Source organism: Nisaea denitrificans DSM 18348, from assembly GCF_000426505.1.
Taxonomy (GTDB): Bacteria; Pseudomonadota; Alphaproteobacteria; order Thalassobaculales; family Thalassobaculaceae; genus Nisaea; species Nisaea denitrificans.
The window spans coordinates 89,926-108,911 of sequence record NZ_KE384532.1; the positions used below are offsets into that span (position 1 = coordinate 89,926).

The following is an 18,986-nucleotide window of genomic DNA, read 5'->3' on the forward strand; positions in this document are numbered from 1 at the left end:
TCTGTCTTCGTGAGGTGTCAATGTTGGTTGGGCTTCAATTAAATAAATCAAATCGGGTGTCATTTGATTGTATGCACGAGTACCCGGGGGTAATGGTTCAGCAATGACGATTGAGCGTTCATCTGAGCACAGTCTGCGGCGCGCTTACGGTTATCCCTATCCGGCGCCGAGCCACGATTACCTGTTCGCGGACGGACGAGTTGAAGCGCTTCCGGTGGATCCGGATCTCGGGAACCGGCAGCCGGTCATCGCCGTCGGCTCCAACCGGGCGCCGGAACAATTGGCGAGAAAGTTCGGCGACATGGGCGAGAGCACAATCCCGGTTACCTGGGCCTGGATGCATGGTTATGACGTGGTCTATTGCGCCCATCTTGCCGGATACGGCTCCGTGCCCGCCACGCTCCACGGCAGTCCCGGGACCGAGGTCCGGGTGGCGGTCACCTGGCTGACAGAGGTGCAATTGGAGCGGATGCACGAGACCGAGAATGTCGGCGCCAGTTATGTTTATGGAACCTTCGATCCGGACGCGATCAATCTCGGTGACGGCCGGCCGGCGATGCGGGCGGGTTGCTATATAACAAAGTGCGGCGCGCTCGCGCTGGATGGCGCGCCGGTTGCCCTGGCCGAGATCGAGGCGAAGGGACGGCAGTTTAAAAGCCTGCCCCAGGCGGCAAAACTTGCGCTTCTGCATGGCATGTTCGGCGATCATCCGGAGGAGGCCGCATGGGTCTTGTCTCTGTTGGGCGAGGAGAACGGGCCGCGCCGGGCGCATCTGACGGAGCGGCTCTCTGAAAAAACAGTTCCGTTCGACGACCCACGTTTCAGGGTGATTCTGGGGTAGGCCCGGCGGCAGCTTTGGCCGAACCGGTCAGCCGCCAGACGGCGGTTTTCCGGAGTTCCGAATCCTCGATCTCAAGGGATACCGGCACGTCATAGTGCGCGCAGAGCGCGATACCGCCGATCGGCTGATAGGTTCGCCCCGGATCGCCGACAAGTACCAATGCACCCACATCCGCATGGCGTTGCAGCCAGGCCTGCATGCGGTCGGACATACTCCGCTCGTAGCAGATGTCCCCTGCAAGCACGGTGTCGTAGAGCGGCCCGCCATCGTCGGCCATAACCGGCTCATCCAGCATGTCCCTGATTGCGATGGTCAGCCCTGCCTGCAGCCCGTTTGTTTCCGCATTCAGGGCGATTGCCGTCGCGGCTACCGGATCGGTGTCGTTGGCAATGACGGCCGCCGCCGATGCCCAGAGCGCGGCCAGCCCTACCATGCCGGAGCCTGAGCCGACATCAAGGATGCGCTTGCCGGCGACGAGCGGGGCGTTGTCGATGACATACCGTGCGACGGCCTGTCCTCCAGCCCAGGGAAAAGCCCAGTAGGGCGGCGGCAGGCCGATCTGCTCCAGCTCCGTCTCGGTGGCTTGCCAGAGTTGTGTCGCTTCCGTGGCCAGATGCAGTGTTAGTTCCGGGATCAGGGGAGGCGAGATGGCTTCGGTGTTGCGGAGGATGAAATCCGTTGTGATGAGCTTCGTGCCCCCGGCGGTCATCCGGCCAGTATTGCCGCGGTAACGATCCAGCCGAAGTATCTGTTCGATTTGAATTTCACGAGGCAGTCCTTTGGGTCGTCGATATCGATGGTGCGTATCTGCCAGAGCAGCTGCGCACCGGCGGCGGCAAGTCCCAGATAGAACGGCCAGGAAAGCCCGATCAGCCAGCCGCTTGCCGCGATCCCGGCCAGTGTCAGCGGATAGACAGCCCAGAGAAAAGGCACGGTTCGCGCGCCGAGCGCAAGGGCGGAGGATTTCACGCCGATCAGGACGTCGTCTTCCTTGTCCTGATGGGCGTAGATCGTATCGTACCCGAGGGTCCAGATGATGCCTGCGCAATAAAGCACGCTGTTGGCGATACCGACATCGCCGGTGACCGCCGCCCACCCCATCAGCGCACCCCAGTTGAAGGTCAGGCCGAGCACGAATTGCGGCCAGTAGGTAATGCGCTTGAACAGCGGGTAGGTGACGACGAGCACGAGCACCAGGACGCCGAGCACCCAGCAGGTCTGGTTCAGTTGCAGCAGGATCAGCAGCCCGGCGCCGAGTTGCAGGGCGAGGAAGACGAGAGCCTGGCGGACGGAAAGATCGCCGTTTGCTATCGGCCGCTCCACGGTGCGCGCGACCTGACTGTCGAAATCGCGATCCCAGAGATCGTTGATGGTGCAGCCGGCCCCCCGCATGATCACGGCGCCAACGCTGAACAATATATAAAGCCAGAGGAGATCAAACGGCGGCAGAACCTGCTCCGTTGCCTGCCAGCCGAGGGCAAGACCCCACCAGCAAGGCAGCAATAACAACCAGGTGCCGATTGGCCGATCCAGCCGCATCAGTCTCGCATAAGGCTGTGCGCTCGGGGGCAGAAGCCGGTCCACCCAGTCATTGCGTGCAATATCGCTTGCGGTCATGGTGGCTTCTGCATAAACCGGGCGGCACTCCGGAGCAAGGACCGGACGGCGGCAGCAAATTGTCGCCTAGAACGCGAGGCCGGATGAGTGAGAAGACCGAGACCCGTCTGTTTGTGACTGCCGACCTTACCGTGGATGGTTCGGTCGGGCTTGAAACCAGTCAGACGCACTATCTGAAAAACGTCCTGCGCCTGGCGCCCGGCGCGCATGTTGCCTTGTTCAACGGCCGAGACGGCGAGTGGACCGCGCGAATTGACAATATCGGCAAGAGCGCGACGTCTCTGTCTCTCATCGAACAGCGCCGCCCGCAGTGCGACGAGCCGGATATCTGGCTGGTTTTCGCGCCGATCAAACGGGCGCGCATTGATTTTACCGCCCAGAAAGCGACCGAGCTTGGCGCATCGGTGCTCTGGCCGGTGATTACCAGACATACGCAGGTCGAGCGGGTGAATACCGACCGGCTACTGGCCAACGCGACGGAGGCGGCCGAGCAGACAGCCCGGCTGAGTGTCCCGGAAATCCGCGAGCCGGTGCGCTTCGACGCGCTGCTGGAAGCATGGCCGCAGGACCGGCCGCTGATCGTTTGCGATGAGACCGGGGCCGGAACGCCTGTCGCCACTGTGTTCTCGAACCCGCCTTTCAAGGGGGGAACCCCCTGCGGATTGCTGATAGGTCCAGAAGGGGGTTTTGCCGATCATGAACTTGACCGGCTCCGCCAAAGTTCCTTTGTTACACCTGTAAGTCTAGGACCGCGTTTGCTGCGTTCCGACACGGCGGCGCTCGCAGCGCTGGCCTGTTGGCAGGCGGTGGCGGGGGATTGGACCCTGAAACGTCCCGAGGGACTCGATCTTTAAACCTGACTTTGTGCCCATCGGCACACTGATTCGACTGATCCCACCGGAGGAAACATGTCCCGTCCCCCAGGCTCTCAAGGCGAGCCCATCGCCAGCAAGGCGCAGCTCGTCGAGGATCTCGAATCCGGCTGTACGCCGCGCGCCGACTGGCGCATCGGCACAGAGCACGAGAAGTTTCCGTTCCGCCTCAGTGACCACAAGCGTTTGCCCTATTTCGGCAAGGACGGCATCGGCGCCATTCTGAATGGGCTGGTGGACAAGTTCGGCTGGGATCCCATCCATGAGGGCGAGAACGTCGTCGCCCTGACCCATGGGGGCTGCGCCATCACGCTGGAGCCGGGCGGGCAGTTCGAGCTATCCGGCGCGCCGCTGGAGACTCTGCATCAGACCTGCGACGAGGTGCATACGCATCTGGCGCAGATCAAGGAGGTCAATGCCGAACTCGGCGTCGGCATGCTGGGTGCCGGGTTCGACCCGACCTCGACGCGGGACGATATCGAGTTCATGCCGAAAGGCCGCTATGTGGTCATGAGCGCGCACATGCAGAAGGTCGGCACCCTCGGCCTCGACATGATGAAGCGCACCTGCACCGTGCAGGGGAACTACGATTTCGAGAGCGAAGCGGACATGGTGCAGAAGTTCCGCATCAGTGTCGCGCTACAGCCGGTCGCAACGGCGCTGTTCGCCAATTCGCCCTTTACGGAGGGCAAGCCGAACGGCTTCAAAAGCTATCGCTCACACGTCTGGACCGACACGGATCCGGACCGCTGCGGCATGCTGCCCTTTGTCTTCGAGGACGGCTTCGGGTTCGAGCGCTATGTCGATTACATGCTCGATGTGCCGATGTATTTCCTCTATCGGGACGGCGATTATCAGAACGTCGCCGGCAAGAGCTTCCGCGACTTCATGGCTGGTAAGCTAGAGGGCTATGAAGGCCAGAGCGCTTTCATGGGCGACTGGACCGATCATATGACGACCAGTTTCCCTGAAGTCCGGCTGAAGAAATATATCGAGATGCGCGGCGCCGACACCGGCCCGTGGCGGAATATCTGCGCGCTGCCGGCGCTCTGGACCGGTATCCTCTATGACAGCGATTCCCAGCAGGCGGCGGCCGACATGATTGCCGACTGGACCGTGGAGGAAATGTCGGCATTGCGGGACGCGGTGCCGAAGCTCGGCTTGCAAACCCCTTTCCGGGACGGCACCGTCCAGGACCTCGCCAAGCGGATGATCGAGATTTCCCGGCACGGCCTGAAGCGCCGGGCCCGAATCGATGCGGCGGGTAATGACGAGAGCGGCTTCCTGAACTGGCTGCAGGATGTCGCCGAATCAGGCAAGACCTCGGCGGATCATCTGCTCGATCTCTATCACGGTGAGTGGAACGGGTCGGTCGATCCGATCTTCGAGTTCCAGCGCTACTAGACAGGGCAGGTCCGGTTAACGCGGCCTGCATTTGCGGGCTGCGGCCTCGGAGGGGACTTCATGACCGGATTGCCGGACGACCGGGCCGCGACTGGGCGTGGTATCGCCTTGATGATTGCCGGGATCTTCGTGGTCTCGGTGATGGATGCCCTGATCAAGTGGCTGACGGCCTCGTATCCGAGTATCCAGATTGTGATGCTGCGCTCACTGTTCGGCCTGATACCGCTCTTTGTTATTGTTTTCTTTTGGGGTGGCATTGCGGCTCTGCGGACGTCGCGGCCGGGCATTCAGTTGCTGCGTGCAGCTTTCGGAGCCAGCGCCATGGTCGGGTTTTTCCATGCGCTTTCCGTTCTTGGACTTGCCGAGACGGTAACTCTCGCATTCTCTTCGCCACTCTTCGTCACGCTGCTCTCGATGCTGGTTTTGGGAGAGCGCGTCGGACCGAGGCGGCTGTCCGCAACGATTGTCGGTTTCGTCGGTGTGGTGATCGTGGTCAGGCCTGGCGCCGAAATCTTCAAGTTTGATGCCTTGATTCCGATCGCAGCCTCGTTTTGCTTTGCCATGACCATGTTGCTCGCGCGGCGCATGTCCTCGACAGAGACCAGCGTCTCCATGACGTTTTATACGACCCTCGCCGGTCTCGTGGTCGGGACTGCTGGTACGCTCTGGGCTTCCGGAACGCCATCCGGCTGGACAGAGCCGTTGCCTGCCGATTGGGGATTGTTCCTGCTGTTGGGATTGCTTGGCGGGGTCGGCCAGTTTCTTGTGACGTCCTCTTTCCGGCATGCGGAGGCGGCGGTCATCGCTCCCTTCGAATATACCGCGCTGATCTGGGCCACACTGTTTGGATTGGCGCTTTGGAATGAGATTCCGGATCGCATGACACTGCTTGGCGGCGCCATCGTGATCAGCGCTGGGCTCTATATCGGCTACCGGGAAACCCGCCTGGGTAAAAAGACAAAAGGCCCCGGCGCGATGCCGGAGCCTTTTCCATGAAGATGTAGGGCCCAGTCGATCTAGGCCTTGATTTTAGTCAGGAACCCGTCGATCTCGGAACGGAGCCGGCCTGTATCCTGGCTAAGCTTTTCTGACGCCGAGAGCATCAGCTGGGCGGCTTCGCCGCTGCGGGTACTTTCATCATTGAGGATACTCATGCCTTGCGAAGCATTGATGCTGCGCTCGCTGGCCATGGCGACCTGATTTGAGATCTCGTTCGTCGCGGCGACCTGTTCCTCGATGGCGGCGGCAATGCCGGCCGATATTTCATCCACCTTCGCCACGGTACTGACGATGGTGGAGATCGCGTCCACCGCCTGATTGGATTCCTGCTGGATCGCCTGGATCTGGGCGGAAATCGTCTCGGTCGCCTCGGCCGTCTGGGAGGCGAGGTTCTTCACCTCAGTGGCAACGACGGCAAAGCCCTTGCCCGCTTCGCCCGCCCGCGCCGCCTCGATGGTGGCGTTCAGCGCCAGAAGGTTCGTCTGCTCGGCAATATCGGTGATCAGCTTCAGGAACTCGGAGATCTTCTCGATCGCCTTGGCGAGACCGGAAACGGATTCGTTGGTCTGGTTCGCCTGATCCACTGCTTGTTTCGTGACTGCGCTGGACTCTGCGACCCTTTGGCCGATTTCCGAGAAGGAACTGGCCAGCTCGCCCGCAACCTCGGCGGCCATGCGCACATTGTCGGCGGCGGACGCTGTGTTTTCGTTCGCGGATTGCGACTGTGTGATCAGCGCGTTTGCGACCGAATTCATGTCCCCCGCATTTTCGGTCAGCTCCGACGTGGTGCTGGAGACGGTCATGGCAATCGAGCCGACTGACTGTGAGAAGGAATCGGCGAGATCTGCCATTTCCTTGGCCTTCTGGTCCGCCATCAGACGGTCCTGCTCCATCCGCTCCTGGCTGAGGCGTTCCGATTCCGCCTTGGCTGCTTCGGCTTCACGCACTGCTGCATCGGATGTGGTGAAGGCCTTGGCGACAGTTATTGCCAGCCAGCCGACAATCACGGCCTCGACGATGACGATGACCGCATGAACGATGACCCGTCCGAAATCGGCCCCATCAGGGAAAATCCAAGCCGGAAAGAAAAAGTTCAGGCCGATGTGATGCACCGCCACGGCCGCCGTGGCGGCGATGACTGCCCGGATATCGCAAAGCGTCGTCAGGATCGCGAGGCAGGCGAAATAGTACATATGCACGTCGATCTGCCAGGGATGACCTTCGAACTGGAGCACGATCAGGGAGACCATGACCATGATCCCGACGGCCTGCAGCATGCGTGTCGATGCTGCATGCGGTGCTTTCCACGCTGCCGCGCCACAAACCACAGCGAACGCCACTGCGCCGATGGCCGGGACAATCAAATGCGTGCCCAGCATCAGCCCGAAGGCAAGTACCAGCAGAACATGGACGGCAATGAAAAGGGCCATGAACTTGACGGCCCGTGCGCGAATTAACTCGAGCGCATTCATTCTCAGGTCTCCTTTTGGAATAATCGTTGCGCTGCGTCGGTGACGCCGCCGCAGCCGAAGAGGCCGGCGGGGGCAACCACGGCCCAGGCTCCGGCATGTTTCAGTCGCTGGACATCGTCAGGTGTTTCCAGTCTGACGAGTGCGACGGAGTCGATGCCGCCATGGCGCAGCATCCGTCCGCCCGCGGTCGAGACCGCGCCAAGAATTTCCGTCTTGTTGAGCCAGGGAGGGAAGATTGCCGCGACGGCCTGACCCGGGGCGACCGGGGCCGTCAGCATCAAGCCGGCAATAAAGAAAGTGCTGCACAACAACAATGCTGCTGCACCCAGCGTATCCCGCACAATCAGCTCCTGTGTATTTGATTTGCCCTTCGTTGGGGCAATTAACCTTTAGGAACTTAATTAGTAGGGGAAATAATCCTTAAATTTTATTAATTAATGCACTGGAACCATGGGTTCGTTCCTACATGGCGGTGCCGCCGATGGTAACACCGGTCATCTTCAGGGTCGGCTGGCCGACGCCGACGGGAACGCCCTGTCCGCTCTTTCCGCAGGTACCGATGCCCTCATCGAGCGCGAGATCGTTGCCGATCATGGTGATCCGGCCCATGGCGTCCGGACCGTTGCCGATCAGGGTTGCACCCTTTACCGGAGCGCCGAGTTTGCCATTCTCGATCAGGTAAGCCTCGCTTGCCGAGAACACGAACTTGCCGGACGTGATGTCGACCTGGCCGCCGGCGAAGTTGACTGCGTAAAGCCCGTTCTTGACGGAGGCGAGGATTTCGCCCGGATCCTTGTCGCCGGCTTCCATGAACGTGTTGGTCATGCGCGGCATCGGGGCGTGGGCGAAGCTCTGGCGGCGGCCGTTGCCGGTCGGCTCCATGCCCATCAGCCGGGCGTTCTGGCGGTCCTGCATGTAGCCGACGAGGATGCCGTCCTCGATCAGCACGTTCCGGCGGCTGCGGGTGCCTTCGTCGTCGATGCTGATGGAGCCGCGACGGTCATGCATCGTGCCGTCATCGACGACGGTCACGCCCTTTGCCGCGACCTGCTGGCCCATCATGCCGGAGAAGGTTGAGGTTTTCTTGCGGTTGAAGTCACCTTCAAGGCCGTGTCCGACGGCCTCGTGCAGCATGACGCCGGGCCAGCCGCTGCCGAGAACGACTTCCATCTCTCCGGCAGGCGCGGCGACCGACGCGAGGTTTACTTCGGCGATGCGGAACGCCTCGTCGACCTGGGCCTTCCAGTTTTCCGGCGTCATGTACTGGTCATAGGTGACCCGGCCACCGGCGCCGGAGCTGCCGGTTTCCATGCGATCGCCATCGGCCAGCACGACGGAAATATTGAGCCGCACCAAGGGGCGAATATCGGCAACGCGATGACCACCGGCGCGTATAATCTGCACAGCCTGCCAGGAGCCGGCCAGCGACGCGCTCACCTGTTTGACACGGGGGTCCCTGGCCCGGGCATAGGCGTCGATTTCCTTCAGGAGATCGACCTTGTCGCCGAAGGCGGTCAGGGCCAGCGGATTGTCGTCTGTATATAGAATCGCGTTGCTTGCGGCGGGCGGAGCGGCAAGCGTGCCGCCATAGCCTCTGCTGACGGCGGATACCGTGTCGGCGGCACGTCTGATCGCATCTTCCGAGATATCCGAGGCATGGGCATATCCGTGCGCCTCGCCAGCGATAGCCCGGAGGCCGAAGCCCTGGGTCGAGTCGAAGGAAGCGTTCTTCAGACGGCCATCATCGAAGGCAAGGCTCTCGCTCTGGCGGTATTCAAGGAAGAGCTCGCCATCGTCGGCGCCGTGCAGCGCGTCGTCGACGACCTGACCGACCCGCGAAAGCTCAAGGCCGCCGCGCTGGAAGAAGATTTCGTCGGTCTTGCTGAGATCGCCCATAGCGTCTGCTCCTTCTGGGCCCGTCCAAAAGCCGGGCCAACAGTTTGTTCAATATCTACCCGATAGCATATGGGCCGGACGGCGACAAAGTCACGGCGCGGGAAGCCGTGTTTTTGTCGCCGTCTTTCACCGCATGGGGGCGCGTCACTTCGTCGCGGATCGTCGACGATACAATCAAAATTGGTCGATTTGTCTTCCCGCAATGAGTCGGAAAGTGTATTTCGATAAACTTGTGAAGGGTCGCGCCTAGCGCTAAAAACGGCCCCGCGTACTAAGAAACTTGGAGAGAGCGGAGATCATGAGGCTTTTCAACCGGGCAATCTCCAGCCTCGCGTACATCGCGGCGCTGCCCTTTTTGTTGATCGCCGGGCTTGTATTGCCGGCCGGCGCCGAGGAAATCCGTCTGCCTGAGCCTTACCAGTTGGGCCTGCAGGACCCGGTATCGCCCGTCGGGGTCCGGATCGGCGAATTCCACGATTTTCTTCTGTGGGTGATTTTCGCCACCGGCATCTTCGTCTTCCTGCTTCTGGTGTATGTGTGCATTCGGTATCGCGCGTCTGCGAACCCGAACCCGTCACGCACCTCGCACAACACACTGATCGAAATTCTCTGGACTGCCGTTCCGGTCATTATCCTTGTGGTGATCGCGGTCCCGTCCTTCAAGAACCTCTACTATCTTGATCGGGCGGTTGATCCGGACATGACGATAACGGTCACCGGTAACCAGTGGTACTGGAACTACCAGTATCCGGACGAGGAAATCGCTTTCGACAGCTATCTGCTGGAGGGCGAGGATCTCGCGAAGGTGAACGGCATCCGTATGCTCGATGTCGACAATCCCCTTGTTGTTCCGACCGGCAAGAAGATCCAGGTTCTGGTGACCAGCAACGACGTTTTCCACTCGTTCTTCGTGCCATCCGCCGTTGTGCAGGTTTACGCGGTCGGCGGTCGTACCAACGAGACGTGGATGCAGTTCGACAAGGAAGGCACTTTCTACGGTCAGTGCAACCAGATCTGCGGTCCCCGGCACGCCTACATGCCGATCGTCGTGAAGGCGGTCTCGGAAGAGGCGTATAAGGAATGGCTGGAAGAAGCCAAGGAACGCTTTGCAATGAGCGACGACGCGCCGGTCCGCGTTGCGCTCAGCACCAACTAAAACAATCACGCTATTGGGAGAGACCGATATGAGTGCCGCTCACGCTCACGCTGATGATCATGGGGCGCCGACGGGTATCCGGCGCTGGTTGTATTCGACCAACCATAAAGACATCGGCACGATGTACCTGATCTTCTCGGTGATCGCCGGGTTGATTGGTGGAGCCATGTCCATCTACATGCGGATGGAGCTTCAGGACCCTGGTGTCCAGTATATGGAGAACGGTCAGGTCTGGAACGTGTTCACCACGGCCCACGGTCTGATCATGGTGTTCTTCGTGGTTATGCCGGGTCTCATCGGTGGTTTCGGCAACTGGTTCGTGCCGCTGATGATCGGCGCACCGGACATGGCCTTCCCGCGGATGAACAACATCAGCTTCTGGCTTCTGATTCCGGCCTTCCTGTTGCTGTTCCTGTCGGTTTTCGCCGATGGTGGCGCGGGTGTCGGCTGGACCATCTACCCGCCGATGTCGAGCAAGCTCGGAACGCCTGGTCCGTCCATGGACATGGCGATCCTGTCGCTGCACCTTGCCGGTGCATCCTCGATCCTCGGTGCCAGTAACTTCATTACCACGATCTTCAACATGCGTGCTCCGGGCATGACGCTGCACAAGATGCCGCTGTTTGTCTGGTCCATGCTGATCACCGCCTTCCTGCTGTTGCTGGCGCTTCCGGTTCTGGCCGGTGCCATCACCATGCTGCTGACGGACCGTAACTTCGGTACCGCGTTTTTCGATCCGTCCGGCGGCGGCGATCCGATCCTGTTCCTGCACCTGTTCTGGTTCTTCGGACACCCGGAAGTCTACATCATGATCCTTCCGGCTTTCGGCATTGTCAGCCACGTGGTGTCGACCTTCTCCCGCAAGCCGATCTTCGGCTATCTGGGCATGGCCTACGCGATGCTTTCTATCGGTTTCGTCGGGTTCATCGTCTGGGCGCACCACATGTACACAGTGGGGCTGGATGTTGACACGAGGGCCTACTTTACCGCGGCGACCATGGTCATCGCGGTGCCGACAGGCGTGAAGATCTTCTCCTGGATCGCGACCATGTGGGGGGGCTCGATCTCTTTCCGTGTTCCGATGATCTGGGCGATCGGCTTCATCTTCCTCTTCACCGTTGGTGGCGTGACCGGTGTCGTGCTCGCCAATGCCGGTGTCGATGTGGTGCTGCACAACACCTATTACGTCATCGCGCATTTCCATTATGTGCTGTCGCTGGGTGCGGTATTCGCGATCTTCTGCGGGTTCTATTACTGGTTCCCAAAAATGACCGGCTACCACTACAGTGGCTTCCTCGCCCGTCTGCATTTCTGGCTGATGTTCATCGGCGCCAACGTGACCTTCTTCCCGATGCATTTCCTCGGGTTGGCAGGTATGCCGCGTCGTTACATCGACTATCCGGATGCCTTGCACGGCTGGAACACTGTGGCTTCCTACGGCGCCTACATGGGCGGTCTGGCGACCATCGTCTTCCTGATCGTCGTGATCGAGGCCTTCATCACGAAGCGCAAGGCGGATGCCAACCCGTGGGGCGAAAGCGCGGACACTCTGGAATGGACCGTGTCCTCTCCGCCGCCGTTCCATACATTCGACGAGCTGCCGCGGATCAAATGATCCGCGGCGCCTCGGCGGCGTTATGAAGACGGACCGGAGCAAGAAAGGTTCCTTGCGTGTCTGATACGTCCATCGAAATAAAAGCGGCGGCACCGACCGCCGCTTCCGCGTCTCAGGCGATCCGGGATTACGTATCGTTGCTGAAGCCGCGCGTGATGTCTCTGGTTGTCTTCACCGGATTTGCAGGACTGTATCTTGCGCCAGGTGAACTCAACGCGGGTCTGGCGGCCATCGCGGTGCTCTGCATTGCGATCGGTGCCGGGGCCTCCGGTGCCATCAACATGTGGTATGACCGCGATATCGACGCGGTGATGACCCGTACGCGCGGCCGTCCGATCCCGGCCGGTAAAGTCGGGGCGGACGAGGCGCTTGCCTTCGGCGTTATCCTGTCCGGTATGTCGGTCATGATCATGGGGCTTGCAACCAACTGGGTCGCGGCGGCATTGCTGGCAGCGACCATCGGGTTCTATGTCTTTATCTACACCATGTGGCTGAAGCGGCGGACGCCGCAGAACATCGTCATCGGCGGTGCTTCCGGCGCCTTGCCTCCGGTGATAGGCTGGGCTGCGGTGACCGGCGACGTGACGGCCCTGCCGCTGGTCATGTTCCTGATTATCTTCATGTGGACCCCGCCGCATTTCTGGGCGCTGTCGCTTTATCGTTCCGGCGATTACGAGGCGGCGGGCGTGCCGATGCTGCCGGTTGTCTCCGGCCGGCGGGAAACCCAGAAGCAGATCCTGATCTATACTCTTTTGCTGGTGCCGATCACATTGTTGCCGGTGGCATTCGAGACGGTTGGCATGCTGACATACGGACTGCCCGCGGCAGCTTTCGGTTTGGTGTTCATTCTCTCCGCCTGGAAGGTTTTCCGGGATGCCAGCGAAAAGAACTGCCGACGTCTGTTCGGCTTTTCGATCCTCTATCTGTTTGTTCTCTTTACGCTGCTGATCATCGATCAGGCAGCGGGGGTGTAAGGCGATGAGCGAAGAGCAAAAGCCGAGTACACGGGAAGAACTGTACACACGCAAGCGCGGTAAGAATCTCGCGATTCTTGCCTGTATCGCGGTCTTCGCCATTCTGTTTTATGTCATCACCATCTTGAGGATGGGGGGCTGAGCCATGCAGAAGTCTCCACGGCAGCAACGCAGTAACACGCGCATTGCCCTCCTTCTCGCGGGTGTTGTGGTCTGCATGGTTGGCGTCTCTTTTGCCTCGGTACCGCTTTATGACCTGTTCTGTCGGGTGACCGGCTTTGGCGGCACGACGCAGATCGCGGACCAGGACGCGGCCGAAATTCTCGAGCGTAAGGTAACGGTCCGGTTCAATGCCAGTGTGCAGCCGGACCTTAAATGGCGCTTCAAACCCGCGCAGAAAGCCATCGAAACGCGGGTGGGGGAAACCCAGCTCGCGTTCTACGAGGCGGTCAATCTCGGCGACGAGCCCGTGGTCGCGACGGCGGTGTTCAACGTGTCGCCGGATAAGGCGGGGCTGTATTTCGACAAGATCGACTGTTTTTGCTTCACCGAACAGATCCTGAAGCCAGGTGAGCGGGTCGATATGCCGGTCTCGTTCTATATCGATCCGGAGATGGACAAGGACGTGAAGATGGATGGGGTGACCACGATCACCCTCTCCTACACATTCTATAAGGCCCAGGATCAATCCGCGGCGAAAGCCGCCCGGGAACAGGCGAATGCCGGGACTCGCGGCAATGCGGATATCAAGGGATAATCGAGGAGAGTAAGGCGCGACAAGCGCCGGACTGAAGGGGAAAGATAATGAGCGGACATCCACAACATTCCTTCCATCTGGTAGAGCCCAGCCCGTGGCCCTTTGTCGGTGCCATGTCAGGCTTCGTCGCCGCTGTCGGTGGCATCATGTATATGCATGAGCTTTCCTTCGGCGGTTCCATCCTGATCGTTGGCCTGCTGTCGATCCTGGCAACGATGTTCTTCTGGTGGCGCGACATTATCCGCGAAGCCGAATTTCAGGGGCACCATAATCATGTTGTCCAGCTGGGCATGCGTTACGGCATGATCCTGTTCATCGCTTCCGAAGTAATGTTCTTCGCGGCGTTTTTCTGGGCCTTCTTCGACAGTGCCCTCTATCCGGACACCGGTATCTGGCCGCCGGAGGGTATTGTGCCGTTCAGTGCCTGGGATCTGCCGCTGATCAACACCATGATCCTGCTGCTGTCAGGCTGTACGGTGACCTGGGCGCATCATGCGCTGATCGAGAACAAGCGGGACCAGTTCCAGCTCGGCCTTGGACTGACAGTACTGCTTGGCGTTCTGTTTACCGCTCTGCAGGCTTACGAATACAGCCACGCCGCGTTCGGTTTCACTGATGGCATCTACGCCTCGACCTTCTATCTGGCGACCGGTTTCCACGGCTTCCACGTTATCATCGGCACCACCTTCCTCGGTGTCTGCTGGTTCCGCGGCCGGGCCGGCCATTTCAAGCCGGACCACCATTTCGGCTTCGAGGCGGCTGCCTGGTACTGGCACTTCGTCGACGTCGTCTGGCTGTTCCTGTTTGTCTGCGTCTACTGGTGGGGCGGCTGATCCAGCAAAGGCGGGGATAGCGGAGGAAACGCCGTGAGCGACCCTTATTTTCCTCCGCAGTCGCCGTTCTCGACCGGGCTGGCCTGCCGATGTCCGCGCTGCGGCAAGGGCAGCCTTTTCGAGGGGTTCCTGACCGTTCGGGATACCTGTTTGATTTGCGGTCTCGATCTGAAAAATGAAGACAGCGGCGATGGTCCGGCTGTCTTCATTATTTTCGTCCTGGGCGGCACGATTGTGCCCATCGCCCTCTGGTTCGAAACACTGTTCGCACCTCCGCTCTGGGTTCATGCACTGCTCTGGAGCGTGGTGGTCCTGGGCGGCACGATCGCGCTCTTGCGGCCTTTGAAGGCTTTCACGATCGCCCTGCAATACAAACACAAGACACCGAACCGGCCCCCGGGTGACTAGTTAGGGCGGCTAGTCCGGGGCTCCTCCTCAGGACTGGGCAAAATACCGTCCACGGCCTATGGTCCGGCTTGGCTCTAATGTCCCCGGTTTGCGTGCAACGTCTGGAAAAAAGAATGTTCGGCAATCGCAGGTTCCGTCCCACTTTCTGGGCAACCTTCTTCACGATCATTTCCGTGGCCTTCATGCTGAGCCTCAGCTACTGGCAGCTGGAACGGCTTGCCTGGAAGAGCAATCTTATCGACCAGTTCGAGAGCCGGGTCGAGGCGCCGCCGGTGGCCCTCCCCGACAGCATCGATGCCATCGAGAACTGGCGCTACAAGCGGGTCCGGCTTGAAGGCACCTATCTGCATGATAGGGAGCTGCTGGTCACCGGCAAGCCGTTCAAGGGCAATGCCGGCTTCCATCTGATCACGCCGATGAAGCTGGTGGACGGCCGTACCGTGCTGGTGAACCGGGGCTGGATTCAACTCAAGAGGCAAGGCCCTGTCGATACGGCTCCCATGCATGTCGAGGGCGTTCAGACGGTCGATGGCCTGATCCGGCAGGATCGGCTGAAAGGCTATTTCGTGCCCGACAACGAGCCGGATAATGAGGTCTGGCTCTATATCGACACGGCGGAGATGGCTGCGACCAGGGATCTTGGCCCGGTGCTGCCCTATTATGTGGACAGGCTGCGCGATCCCGGGCCGCTGAATATGCCGATCGGCGCCGAAAGCAAAATCCATGTCCGGAACGAGCATCTGAGCTATGCCGCCACCTGGGCCTTGCTCGCGCTGACCCTCATCGTCATCTATGTGATCTATCACCTGAAACCCGAAGATGAGGCGGAGCCCGGCCGTGACTGACAGCGCTTACGCAGCCCTTGAGAAACGTTTCAAACGATACTCCGCTATCTCCGGAGCGAGCGGGGTTCTCGGCTGGGATCAGGAAACCATGATGCCGTCGGGCGGCGCGGAAGCGCGGGCCGAGCAGTTGGCGACGCTGGATGTGCTGCAGCATGAATTGCTGGCGACCGACGCTGTCTCCGACGAGCTCTCGCGGGCGGAAGAGGACAGCGCCGCGCTGACCCCGATGCAGCAGGCCAATCTGCGGGAGATGCGCCGGGTTCATACCAACGAAACGGTGGCGCCGGCCGATCTGGTGGAAGCCCGGTCGAGGGCTACATCCGCCTGTGTCGTCGCCTGGCGCGATGCCCGGGCGAAGGACGATTTCTCCGCCGTCGCGGGCAAGCTCGCCACGGTGCTTGAGCTGACCCGGGAGTACGGGGCGATCAAGGCCGAAAAACTCGGCTGCGGTCTCTACGATGCACTGATCGACAGCTATGAGCCGGGCGGCACCATGGCCTGGATTGATCTGGTCTTCGCCAGGTTGAAGTCCGAGCTGCCGGGATTGATGGAAAACATTCTGGAGCATCAGGCCGCCGGACCGGCGCCGATCATCCCCGAAGGACCGTTCCCCGCTGCGAAGCAGAAGGAACTCGGCGCGCGCGTGATGAGCGCGCTCGGTTTCGATTTTGCGCATGGCCGACTCGATGAGAGCGCACATCCCTTCACCGGCGGTATCCCGGACGATGTCCGCATCACGACACGCTATTCCGAGGATGATTTCAGCCGCGCCCTGATGGGGGTAATCCACGAGACCGGACATGCTCTCTATGAGCGCGGCCTGCCTGTGGATTGGCGCAACCAGCCCGTGGGGTCTTCACGGGGCATGGTGATGCATGAGAGCCAATCCCTGCTGATGGAAATGCAGGCCTGCCGCTCGCCGGCTTTCTACCGGTTCCTGGCGCCGCTTGCGGCGGAGGTCCTGCATACGGGCGGCCCCGCAATGACGCCGGAGAATCTGAACCTGCTTGGCCACAGAGTGGCGCGCGGGCTGATTCGGGTCGATGCGGACGAGGTGACTTATCCGCTGCATGTCATGCTGCGCTACGATCTGGAAAAGGCTCTGCTCTCAGGCGATCTTGCGCTGAAGGATCTGCCAGGCGCATGGCGTGACGGGATGAAGGCGTCACTCGGTGTGGCGCCCGAAGACGACCGGGACGGCTGCCTGCAGGACATCCACTGGTATCATGGCTCGTTCGGTTATTTCCCGACCTATACGCTCGGGGCGCTTGCCGCTGCCCAACTCTTCAAGGCGGCACATGACGCTCTGCCGGATCTGGATCAGCGTATCGCCGCCGGCGATTTCTCAAGCCTGCTGGCTTGGCTCATCGAGAATGTTCATTCGGTCGGAAGCGCGAAGACCACGGACGAAATCATCAGCGCCGCAACCGGTGCGCCGCTCTCGGCGGATGCATTCCTTGGCCACCTGAATGAGCGTTATCTCTAACCGCTAACTCTGCCTCCGATAGAGATCTATTCGGCCGGTTGCTGGCTGAGTTCGGTGTGGTTCTTTTCCATCACGGCATGCCGAGCGCCGGAGGACATCCGGCCATACAGCCGGGCGATGGTCTTGCTACCGGTCCGGGTGCAGAGGAACGGGAACAGGCCGTGCACCATGCAGGCGAGACCGCCGAGCATCATCGCGCCACCGGTCGAGGTGGCAAATCCGAAATGCTGCCAATAGCCCTCGCCGACCGATTGTGGATGGCTGGTAAAGATTTTGAAGATCATGGCGGCGCCCCGGAGTGAATGTGGAAGACGCATTCATTCTGGCCCGGAATCGCGGCAAAAAGTTTGCTTTTTTCCTCAAGCATCGCCTCTATGTTAGAATAATATTCTAACATAAGCGGGTTATGCGGAATGAAGATCGACGAGACGGACCGGCGTATCCTCGCCCTGTTGCAGGAGAACGCCGATCTCTCCGTGGCGGAGATCGGCACCCGTGTCGGTCTTTCTTCGACACCCTGCTGGCGCCGTATCCAGAATCTCGAAAAGCAGGGTGTGATCCGCAAAAAGGTGGCCCTGCTGGATCGCCGCGCGGTCGACGTGCCGCTGACCGTTTTCGTCATGATCCGCACCAGCCAGCATAGCGATGTCTGGCTGGAGAAGTTCGCCAAGGGCGTTTCGGAAATCCCGGAAGTCCTCGAATTCTATCGCATGAGCGGAACCGTCGATTATCTGCTCCGCGTCGTGGTTCCGAGCGTGGAGACCTATGACGCCGTCTATAAACGCCTGATCTCGATTGCGGATCTGGCGGAAGTCAGCTCCAGCTTTGCCATGGAAGAAATCAAGTATACGACGGCACTGCCCCTTGGTTATGCGGGCTAGGAGCGCCGCTCCCGCAGCGCGTCGGCGAGCCGGGTGACCAGATCGTCGAGATCGGTCCCCATGGTCCGGTTCTCGACGACTTCCTTGCCCAGCGGGGTGCTCTCGACGAAGCGGTAGACATCAGCCACACCCTCGAAGGTCTTTGGCGTCAGGCCGGCATCGCCATAGGTCTTGGCGATCTCCTCCATCTCGCCGACCCAGCGATAGGCTTTCGGCGGCATGCCGGGGAGGCTGCCGGTCAGGCTTCTCAGAAGGTTTGCCTGCGCTCCCTCCAACTCCGCCCGGAAAGCCGGGCCGACCCCTTCCAGCTCCGCCGTGACGAAGCTCTGGATGGCAAGCGCCTGCACGCCTTTTGTCAGGGTGGCGAAACACATCTTCAGGGCCGAGGCGGCGCCGATTTCATCGCCGAGCGGGCGGATGTCTAGGGTGGGACTCAGGGCTGAGAGGGCATCCGCGCCGGGACCGCTCAGATAGATGCGCGGGCTTGACCGTCCTGGATAGGGCGGGCCGCCGATGATGCCGCCATCGAGGAAGCCGATACCGGCGGCTTCCGCTGTCTCCTGAAGCTGCCGCGCCGTGGAGGGTGCGACGGCGTTCAGGTCGGCAATCAGCGCTTTTGGTTTGGTGTCGAGCGCACCCGCCGCCGCGGCCATGCGACTGATGAAGCCCGCCGCCTGATCGGGCGGCATGATAGAGAAGATGACGTCGCAGTCGGTGAGCAAAGCGGCGTCGGAGCCGAGATCCTCGATCCCTGCTTTTCTCGCTAGGGCACGGCTGCGATCGGAGCGGCCTGCGAGGTTGGTGACGACCCGGATTCCGGCCTCGCCGAGCCGCTGGCCGATGGCGTGCCCCATGTCCCCGGGCGTCATGATTCCGACAGTTTCGATGGCCATGGAGAGCATCCCGGTTTGCGTCCTTTTCCGACTGAGC

Annotated in this window: 21 protein-coding genes; 14 read left to right on the forward strand and 7 right to left on the reverse strand. The window is 60.7% G+C overall.

Features of this window, described 5'->3' with window-relative positions; translation table 11 throughout:
* The first annotated feature begins 103 nt into the window (after nt 1–103).
* Entirely contained in the window at nt 104–841 is a 738-nt protein-coding gene (locus K328_RS26130) for a hypothetical protein (RefSeq protein ID WP_051285279.1), read from the forward strand.
* Here the strand turns inward: K328_RS26130 and K328_RS0120220 are convergent.
* Both K328_RS0120220 and ubiA read right to left on the reverse strand, forming a co-directional pair.
* Complete coding sequence (locus K328_RS0120220; RefSeq protein ID WP_028467518.1) at nt 822–1,550, reverse strand: class I SAM-dependent methyltransferase; 729 nt, start codon at nt 1,548–1,550, stop codon at nt 822–824. The genes K328_RS26130 and K328_RS0120220 overlap by 20 nt on opposite strands.
* Nucleotides 1,547–2,458 carry a 4-hydroxybenzoate octaprenyltransferase gene (gene ubiA, locus K328_RS0120225; protein WP_028467519.1) on the reverse strand — a complete coding sequence of 304 codons (912 nt, stop codon included), beginning with the start codon at nt 2,456–2,458 and terminating at the stop codon, nt 1,547–1,549. Before ubiA ends, K328_RS0120220 begins: the two co-directional genes overlap by 4 nt.
* An 83-nt stretch (nt 2,459–2,541) precedes the next feature.
* Between ubiA and K328_RS0120230 the strand changes: the two genes are divergently transcribed.
* Genes K328_RS0120230 through K328_RS25160 form a run of 3 tightly spaced genes read left to right on the forward strand, consistent with a single transcriptional unit; the run spans nt 2,542 to nt 5,730 of the window.
* The gene (locus K328_RS0120230; RefSeq protein WP_028467520.1) at nt 2,542–3,312 is read left to right on the forward strand and encodes a 16S rRNA (uracil(1498)-N(3))-methyltransferase; all 771 of its coding nucleotides are present in this window, start codon (nt 2,542–2,544) and stop codon (nt 3,310–3,312) included.
* Nucleotides 3,313–3,366: 54 nt separating this feature from the next.
* The gene (locus tag K328_RS0120235; protein WP_028467521.1) at nt 3,367–4,734 is read left to right on the forward strand and encodes a glutamate--cysteine ligase; all 1,368 of its coding nucleotides are present in this window, start codon (nt 3,367–3,369) and stop codon (nt 4,732–4,734) included.
* Nucleotides 4,735–4,794: 60 nt separating this feature from the next.
* Nucleotides 4,795–5,730 carry a DMT family transporter gene (locus tag K328_RS25160; RefSeq protein WP_036555264.1) on the forward strand — a complete coding sequence of 312 codons (936 nt, stop codon included), beginning with the start codon at nt 4,795–4,797 and terminating at the stop codon, nt 5,728–5,730.
* A gap of 20 nt (nt 5,731–5,750) precedes the next feature.
* Here the strand turns inward: K328_RS25160 and K328_RS0120245 are convergent, their stop codons facing one another.
* From K328_RS0120245 to tldD, 3 genes are all read right to left on the reverse strand, one after another.
* A complete protein-coding gene (locus K328_RS0120245) occupies nt 5,751–7,205 on the reverse strand; it encodes a methyl-accepting chemotaxis protein (RefSeq protein ID WP_036555266.1) in 1,455 nt (484 codons plus the stop codon).
* Nucleotides 7,206–7,207: 2 nt separating this feature from the next.
* Nucleotides 7,208–7,546: a hypothetical protein gene (locus K328_RS0120250; RefSeq protein WP_028467523.1), complete on the reverse strand. Its 339-nt coding sequence runs from the start codon at nt 7,544–7,546 to the stop codon at nt 7,208–7,210.
* Between the two features lie 121 nt (nt 7,547–7,667).
* Complete coding sequence (gene tldD / locus K328_RS0120255; protein ID WP_028467524.1) at nt 7,668–9,101, reverse strand: metalloprotease TldD; 1,434 nt, start codon at nt 9,099–9,101, stop codon at nt 7,668–7,670.
* Nucleotides 9,102–9,399: 298 nt separating this feature from the next.
* Between tldD and coxB the strand changes: the two genes are divergently transcribed.
* From coxB to K328_RS0120300, 9 genes are all read left to right on the forward strand, one after another.
* Nucleotides 9,400–10,257: a cytochrome c oxidase subunit II gene (gene coxB, locus K328_RS0120260; RefSeq protein WP_028467525.1), complete on the forward strand. Its 858-nt coding sequence runs from the start codon at nt 9,400–9,402 to the stop codon at nt 10,255–10,257.
* A gap of 28 nt (nt 10,258–10,285) precedes the next feature.
* Nucleotides 10,286–11,872 carry a cytochrome c oxidase subunit I gene (gene ctaD / locus K328_RS0120265; RefSeq protein ID WP_028467526.1) on the forward strand — a complete coding sequence of 529 codons (1,587 nt, stop codon included), beginning with the start codon at nt 10,286–10,288 and terminating at the stop codon, nt 11,870–11,872.
* 56 nt (nt 11,873–11,928) lie between these two features.
* Entirely contained in the window at nt 11,929–12,846 is a 918-nt protein-coding gene (locus tag K328_RS0120270; RefSeq protein ID WP_028467527.1) for a heme o synthase, read from the forward strand.
* Nucleotides 12,847–12,850: 4 nt separating this feature from the next.
* Complete coding sequence (locus tag K328_RS26885; RefSeq protein WP_169721249.1) at nt 12,851–12,988, forward strand: hypothetical protein; 138 nt, start codon at nt 12,851–12,853, stop codon at nt 12,986–12,988.
* A gap of 3 nt (nt 12,989–12,991) precedes the next feature.
* Nucleotides 12,992–13,603, forward strand: a complete 612-nt coding sequence (locus K328_RS0120280; RefSeq protein ID WP_028467528.1) for a cytochrome c oxidase assembly protein — start codon at nt 12,992–12,994, stop codon at nt 13,601–13,603.
* 47 nt (nt 13,604–13,650) lie between these two features.
* Nucleotides 13,651–14,436: a cytochrome c oxidase subunit 3 gene (locus K328_RS0120285; RefSeq protein WP_028467529.1), complete on the forward strand. Its 786-nt coding sequence runs from the start codon at nt 13,651–13,653 to the stop codon at nt 14,434–14,436.
* Nucleotides 14,437–14,469: 33 nt separating this feature from the next.
* Nucleotides 14,470–14,844, forward strand: coding sequence for a DUF983 domain-containing protein (locus K328_RS25165; RefSeq protein ID WP_036555269.1), 375 nt, complete (start codon nt 14,470–14,472; stop codon nt 14,842–14,844).
* Between the two features lie 113 nt (nt 14,845–14,957).
* Nucleotides 14,958–15,689 (forward strand): SURF1 family protein, encoded by a 732-nt coding sequence (locus K328_RS25170; protein ID WP_036555271.1) that lies wholly within the window; start codon nt 14,958–14,960, stop codon nt 15,687–15,689.
* The gene (locus K328_RS0120300) at nt 15,682–17,175 is read left to right on the forward strand and encodes a peptidase M32 (protein WP_028467530.1); all 1,494 of its coding nucleotides are present in this window, start codon (nt 15,682–15,684) and stop codon (nt 17,173–17,175) included. Before K328_RS25170 ends, K328_RS0120300 begins: the two co-directional genes overlap by 8 nt.
* Nucleotides 17,176–17,201: 26 nt before the next feature.
* Here the strand turns inward: K328_RS0120300 and K328_RS0120305 are convergent, their stop codons facing one another.
* The gene (locus K328_RS0120305) at nt 17,202–17,459 is read right to left on the reverse strand and encodes a DUF6356 family protein (RefSeq protein ID WP_028467531.1); all 258 of its coding nucleotides are present in this window, start codon (nt 17,457–17,459) and stop codon (nt 17,202–17,204) included.
* A 129-nt stretch (nt 17,460–17,588) separates the two neighbouring features.
* Between K328_RS0120305 and K328_RS0120310 the strand changes: the two genes are divergently transcribed.
* A complete protein-coding gene (locus K328_RS0120310) occupies nt 17,589–18,056 on the forward strand; it encodes an Lrp/AsnC family transcriptional regulator (protein ID WP_205620721.1) in 468 nt (155 codons plus the stop codon).
* Here the strand turns inward: K328_RS0120310 and K328_RS0120315 are convergent.
* Complete coding sequence (locus K328_RS0120315; RefSeq protein WP_028467533.1) at nt 18,053–18,949, reverse strand: NAD(P)-dependent oxidoreductase; 897 nt, start codon at nt 18,947–18,949, stop codon at nt 18,053–18,055. The genes K328_RS0120310 and K328_RS0120315 overlap by 4 nt on opposite strands.
* Between the last annotated feature and the right edge of the window lie 37 nt (nt 18,950–18,986).

Bases quoted from the DNA above. Each gene is read 5' to 3' on its own strand.
- K328_RS0120245 (WP_036555266.1), bottom strand. From the start codon at position 7,205: ATGAATGCGCTCGAGTTAATTCGCGCACGGGCCGTCAAGTTCATGGCC.
- K328_RS25160 (WP_036555264.1), top strand. From the start codon at position 4,795: ATGACCGGATTGCCGGACGACCGGGCCGCGACTGGGCGTGGTATCGCC.
- K328_RS0120315 (WP_028467533.1), bottom strand. From the start codon at position 18,949: ATGGCCATCGAAACTGTCGGAATCATGACGCCCGGGGACATGGGGCAC.
- K328_RS26885 (WP_169721249.1), top strand. From the start codon at position 12,851: ATGAGCGAAGAGCAAAAGCCGAGTACACGGGAAGAACTGTACACACGC.
- K328_RS0120285 (WP_028467529.1), top strand. From the start codon at position 13,651: ATGAGCGGACATCCACAACATTCCTTCCATCTGGTAGAGCCCAGCCCG.
- K328_RS0120310 (WP_205620721.1), top strand. From the start codon at position 17,589: ATGAAGATCGACGAGACGGACCGGCGTATCCTCGCCCTGTTGCAGGAG.
- tldD (WP_028467524.1), bottom strand. From the start codon at position 9,101: ATGGGCGATCTCAGCAAGACCGACGAAATCTTCTTCCAGCGCGGCGGC.
- K328_RS0120230 (WP_028467520.1), top strand. From the start codon at position 2,542: ATGAGTGAGAAGACCGAGACCCGTCTGTTTGTGACTGCCGACCTTACC.
- K328_RS26130 (WP_051285279.1), top strand. From the start codon at position 104: ATGACGATTGAGCGTTCATCTGAGCACAGTCTGCGGCGCGCTTACGGT.
- ctaD (WP_028467526.1), top strand. From the start codon at position 10,286: ATGAGTGCCGCTCACGCTCACGCTGATGATCATGGGGCGCCGACGGGT.
- K328_RS0120305 (WP_028467531.1), bottom strand. From the start codon at position 17,459: ATGATCTTCAAAATCTTTACCAGCCATCCACAATCGGTCGGCGAGGGC.
- ubiA (WP_028467519.1), bottom strand. From the start codon at position 2,458: ATGACCGCAAGCGATATTGCACGCAATGACTGGGTGGACCGGCTTCTG.
- K328_RS0120220 (WP_028467518.1), bottom strand. From the start codon at position 1,550: ATGACCGCCGGGGGCACGAAGCTCATCACAACGGATTTCATCCTCCGC.
- coxB (WP_028467525.1), top strand. From the start codon at position 9,400: ATGAGGCTTTTCAACCGGGCAATCTCCAGCCTCGCGTACATCGCGGCG.
- K328_RS25170 (WP_036555271.1), top strand. From the start codon at position 14,958: ATGTTCGGCAATCGCAGGTTCCGTCCCACTTTCTGGGCAACCTTCTTC.
- K328_RS0120235 (WP_028467521.1), top strand. From the start codon at position 3,367: ATGTCCCGTCCCCCAGGCTCTCAAGGCGAGCCCATCGCCAGCAAGGCG.
- K328_RS0120280 (WP_028467528.1), top strand. From the start codon at position 12,992: ATGCAGAAGTCTCCACGGCAGCAACGCAGTAACACGCGCATTGCCCTC.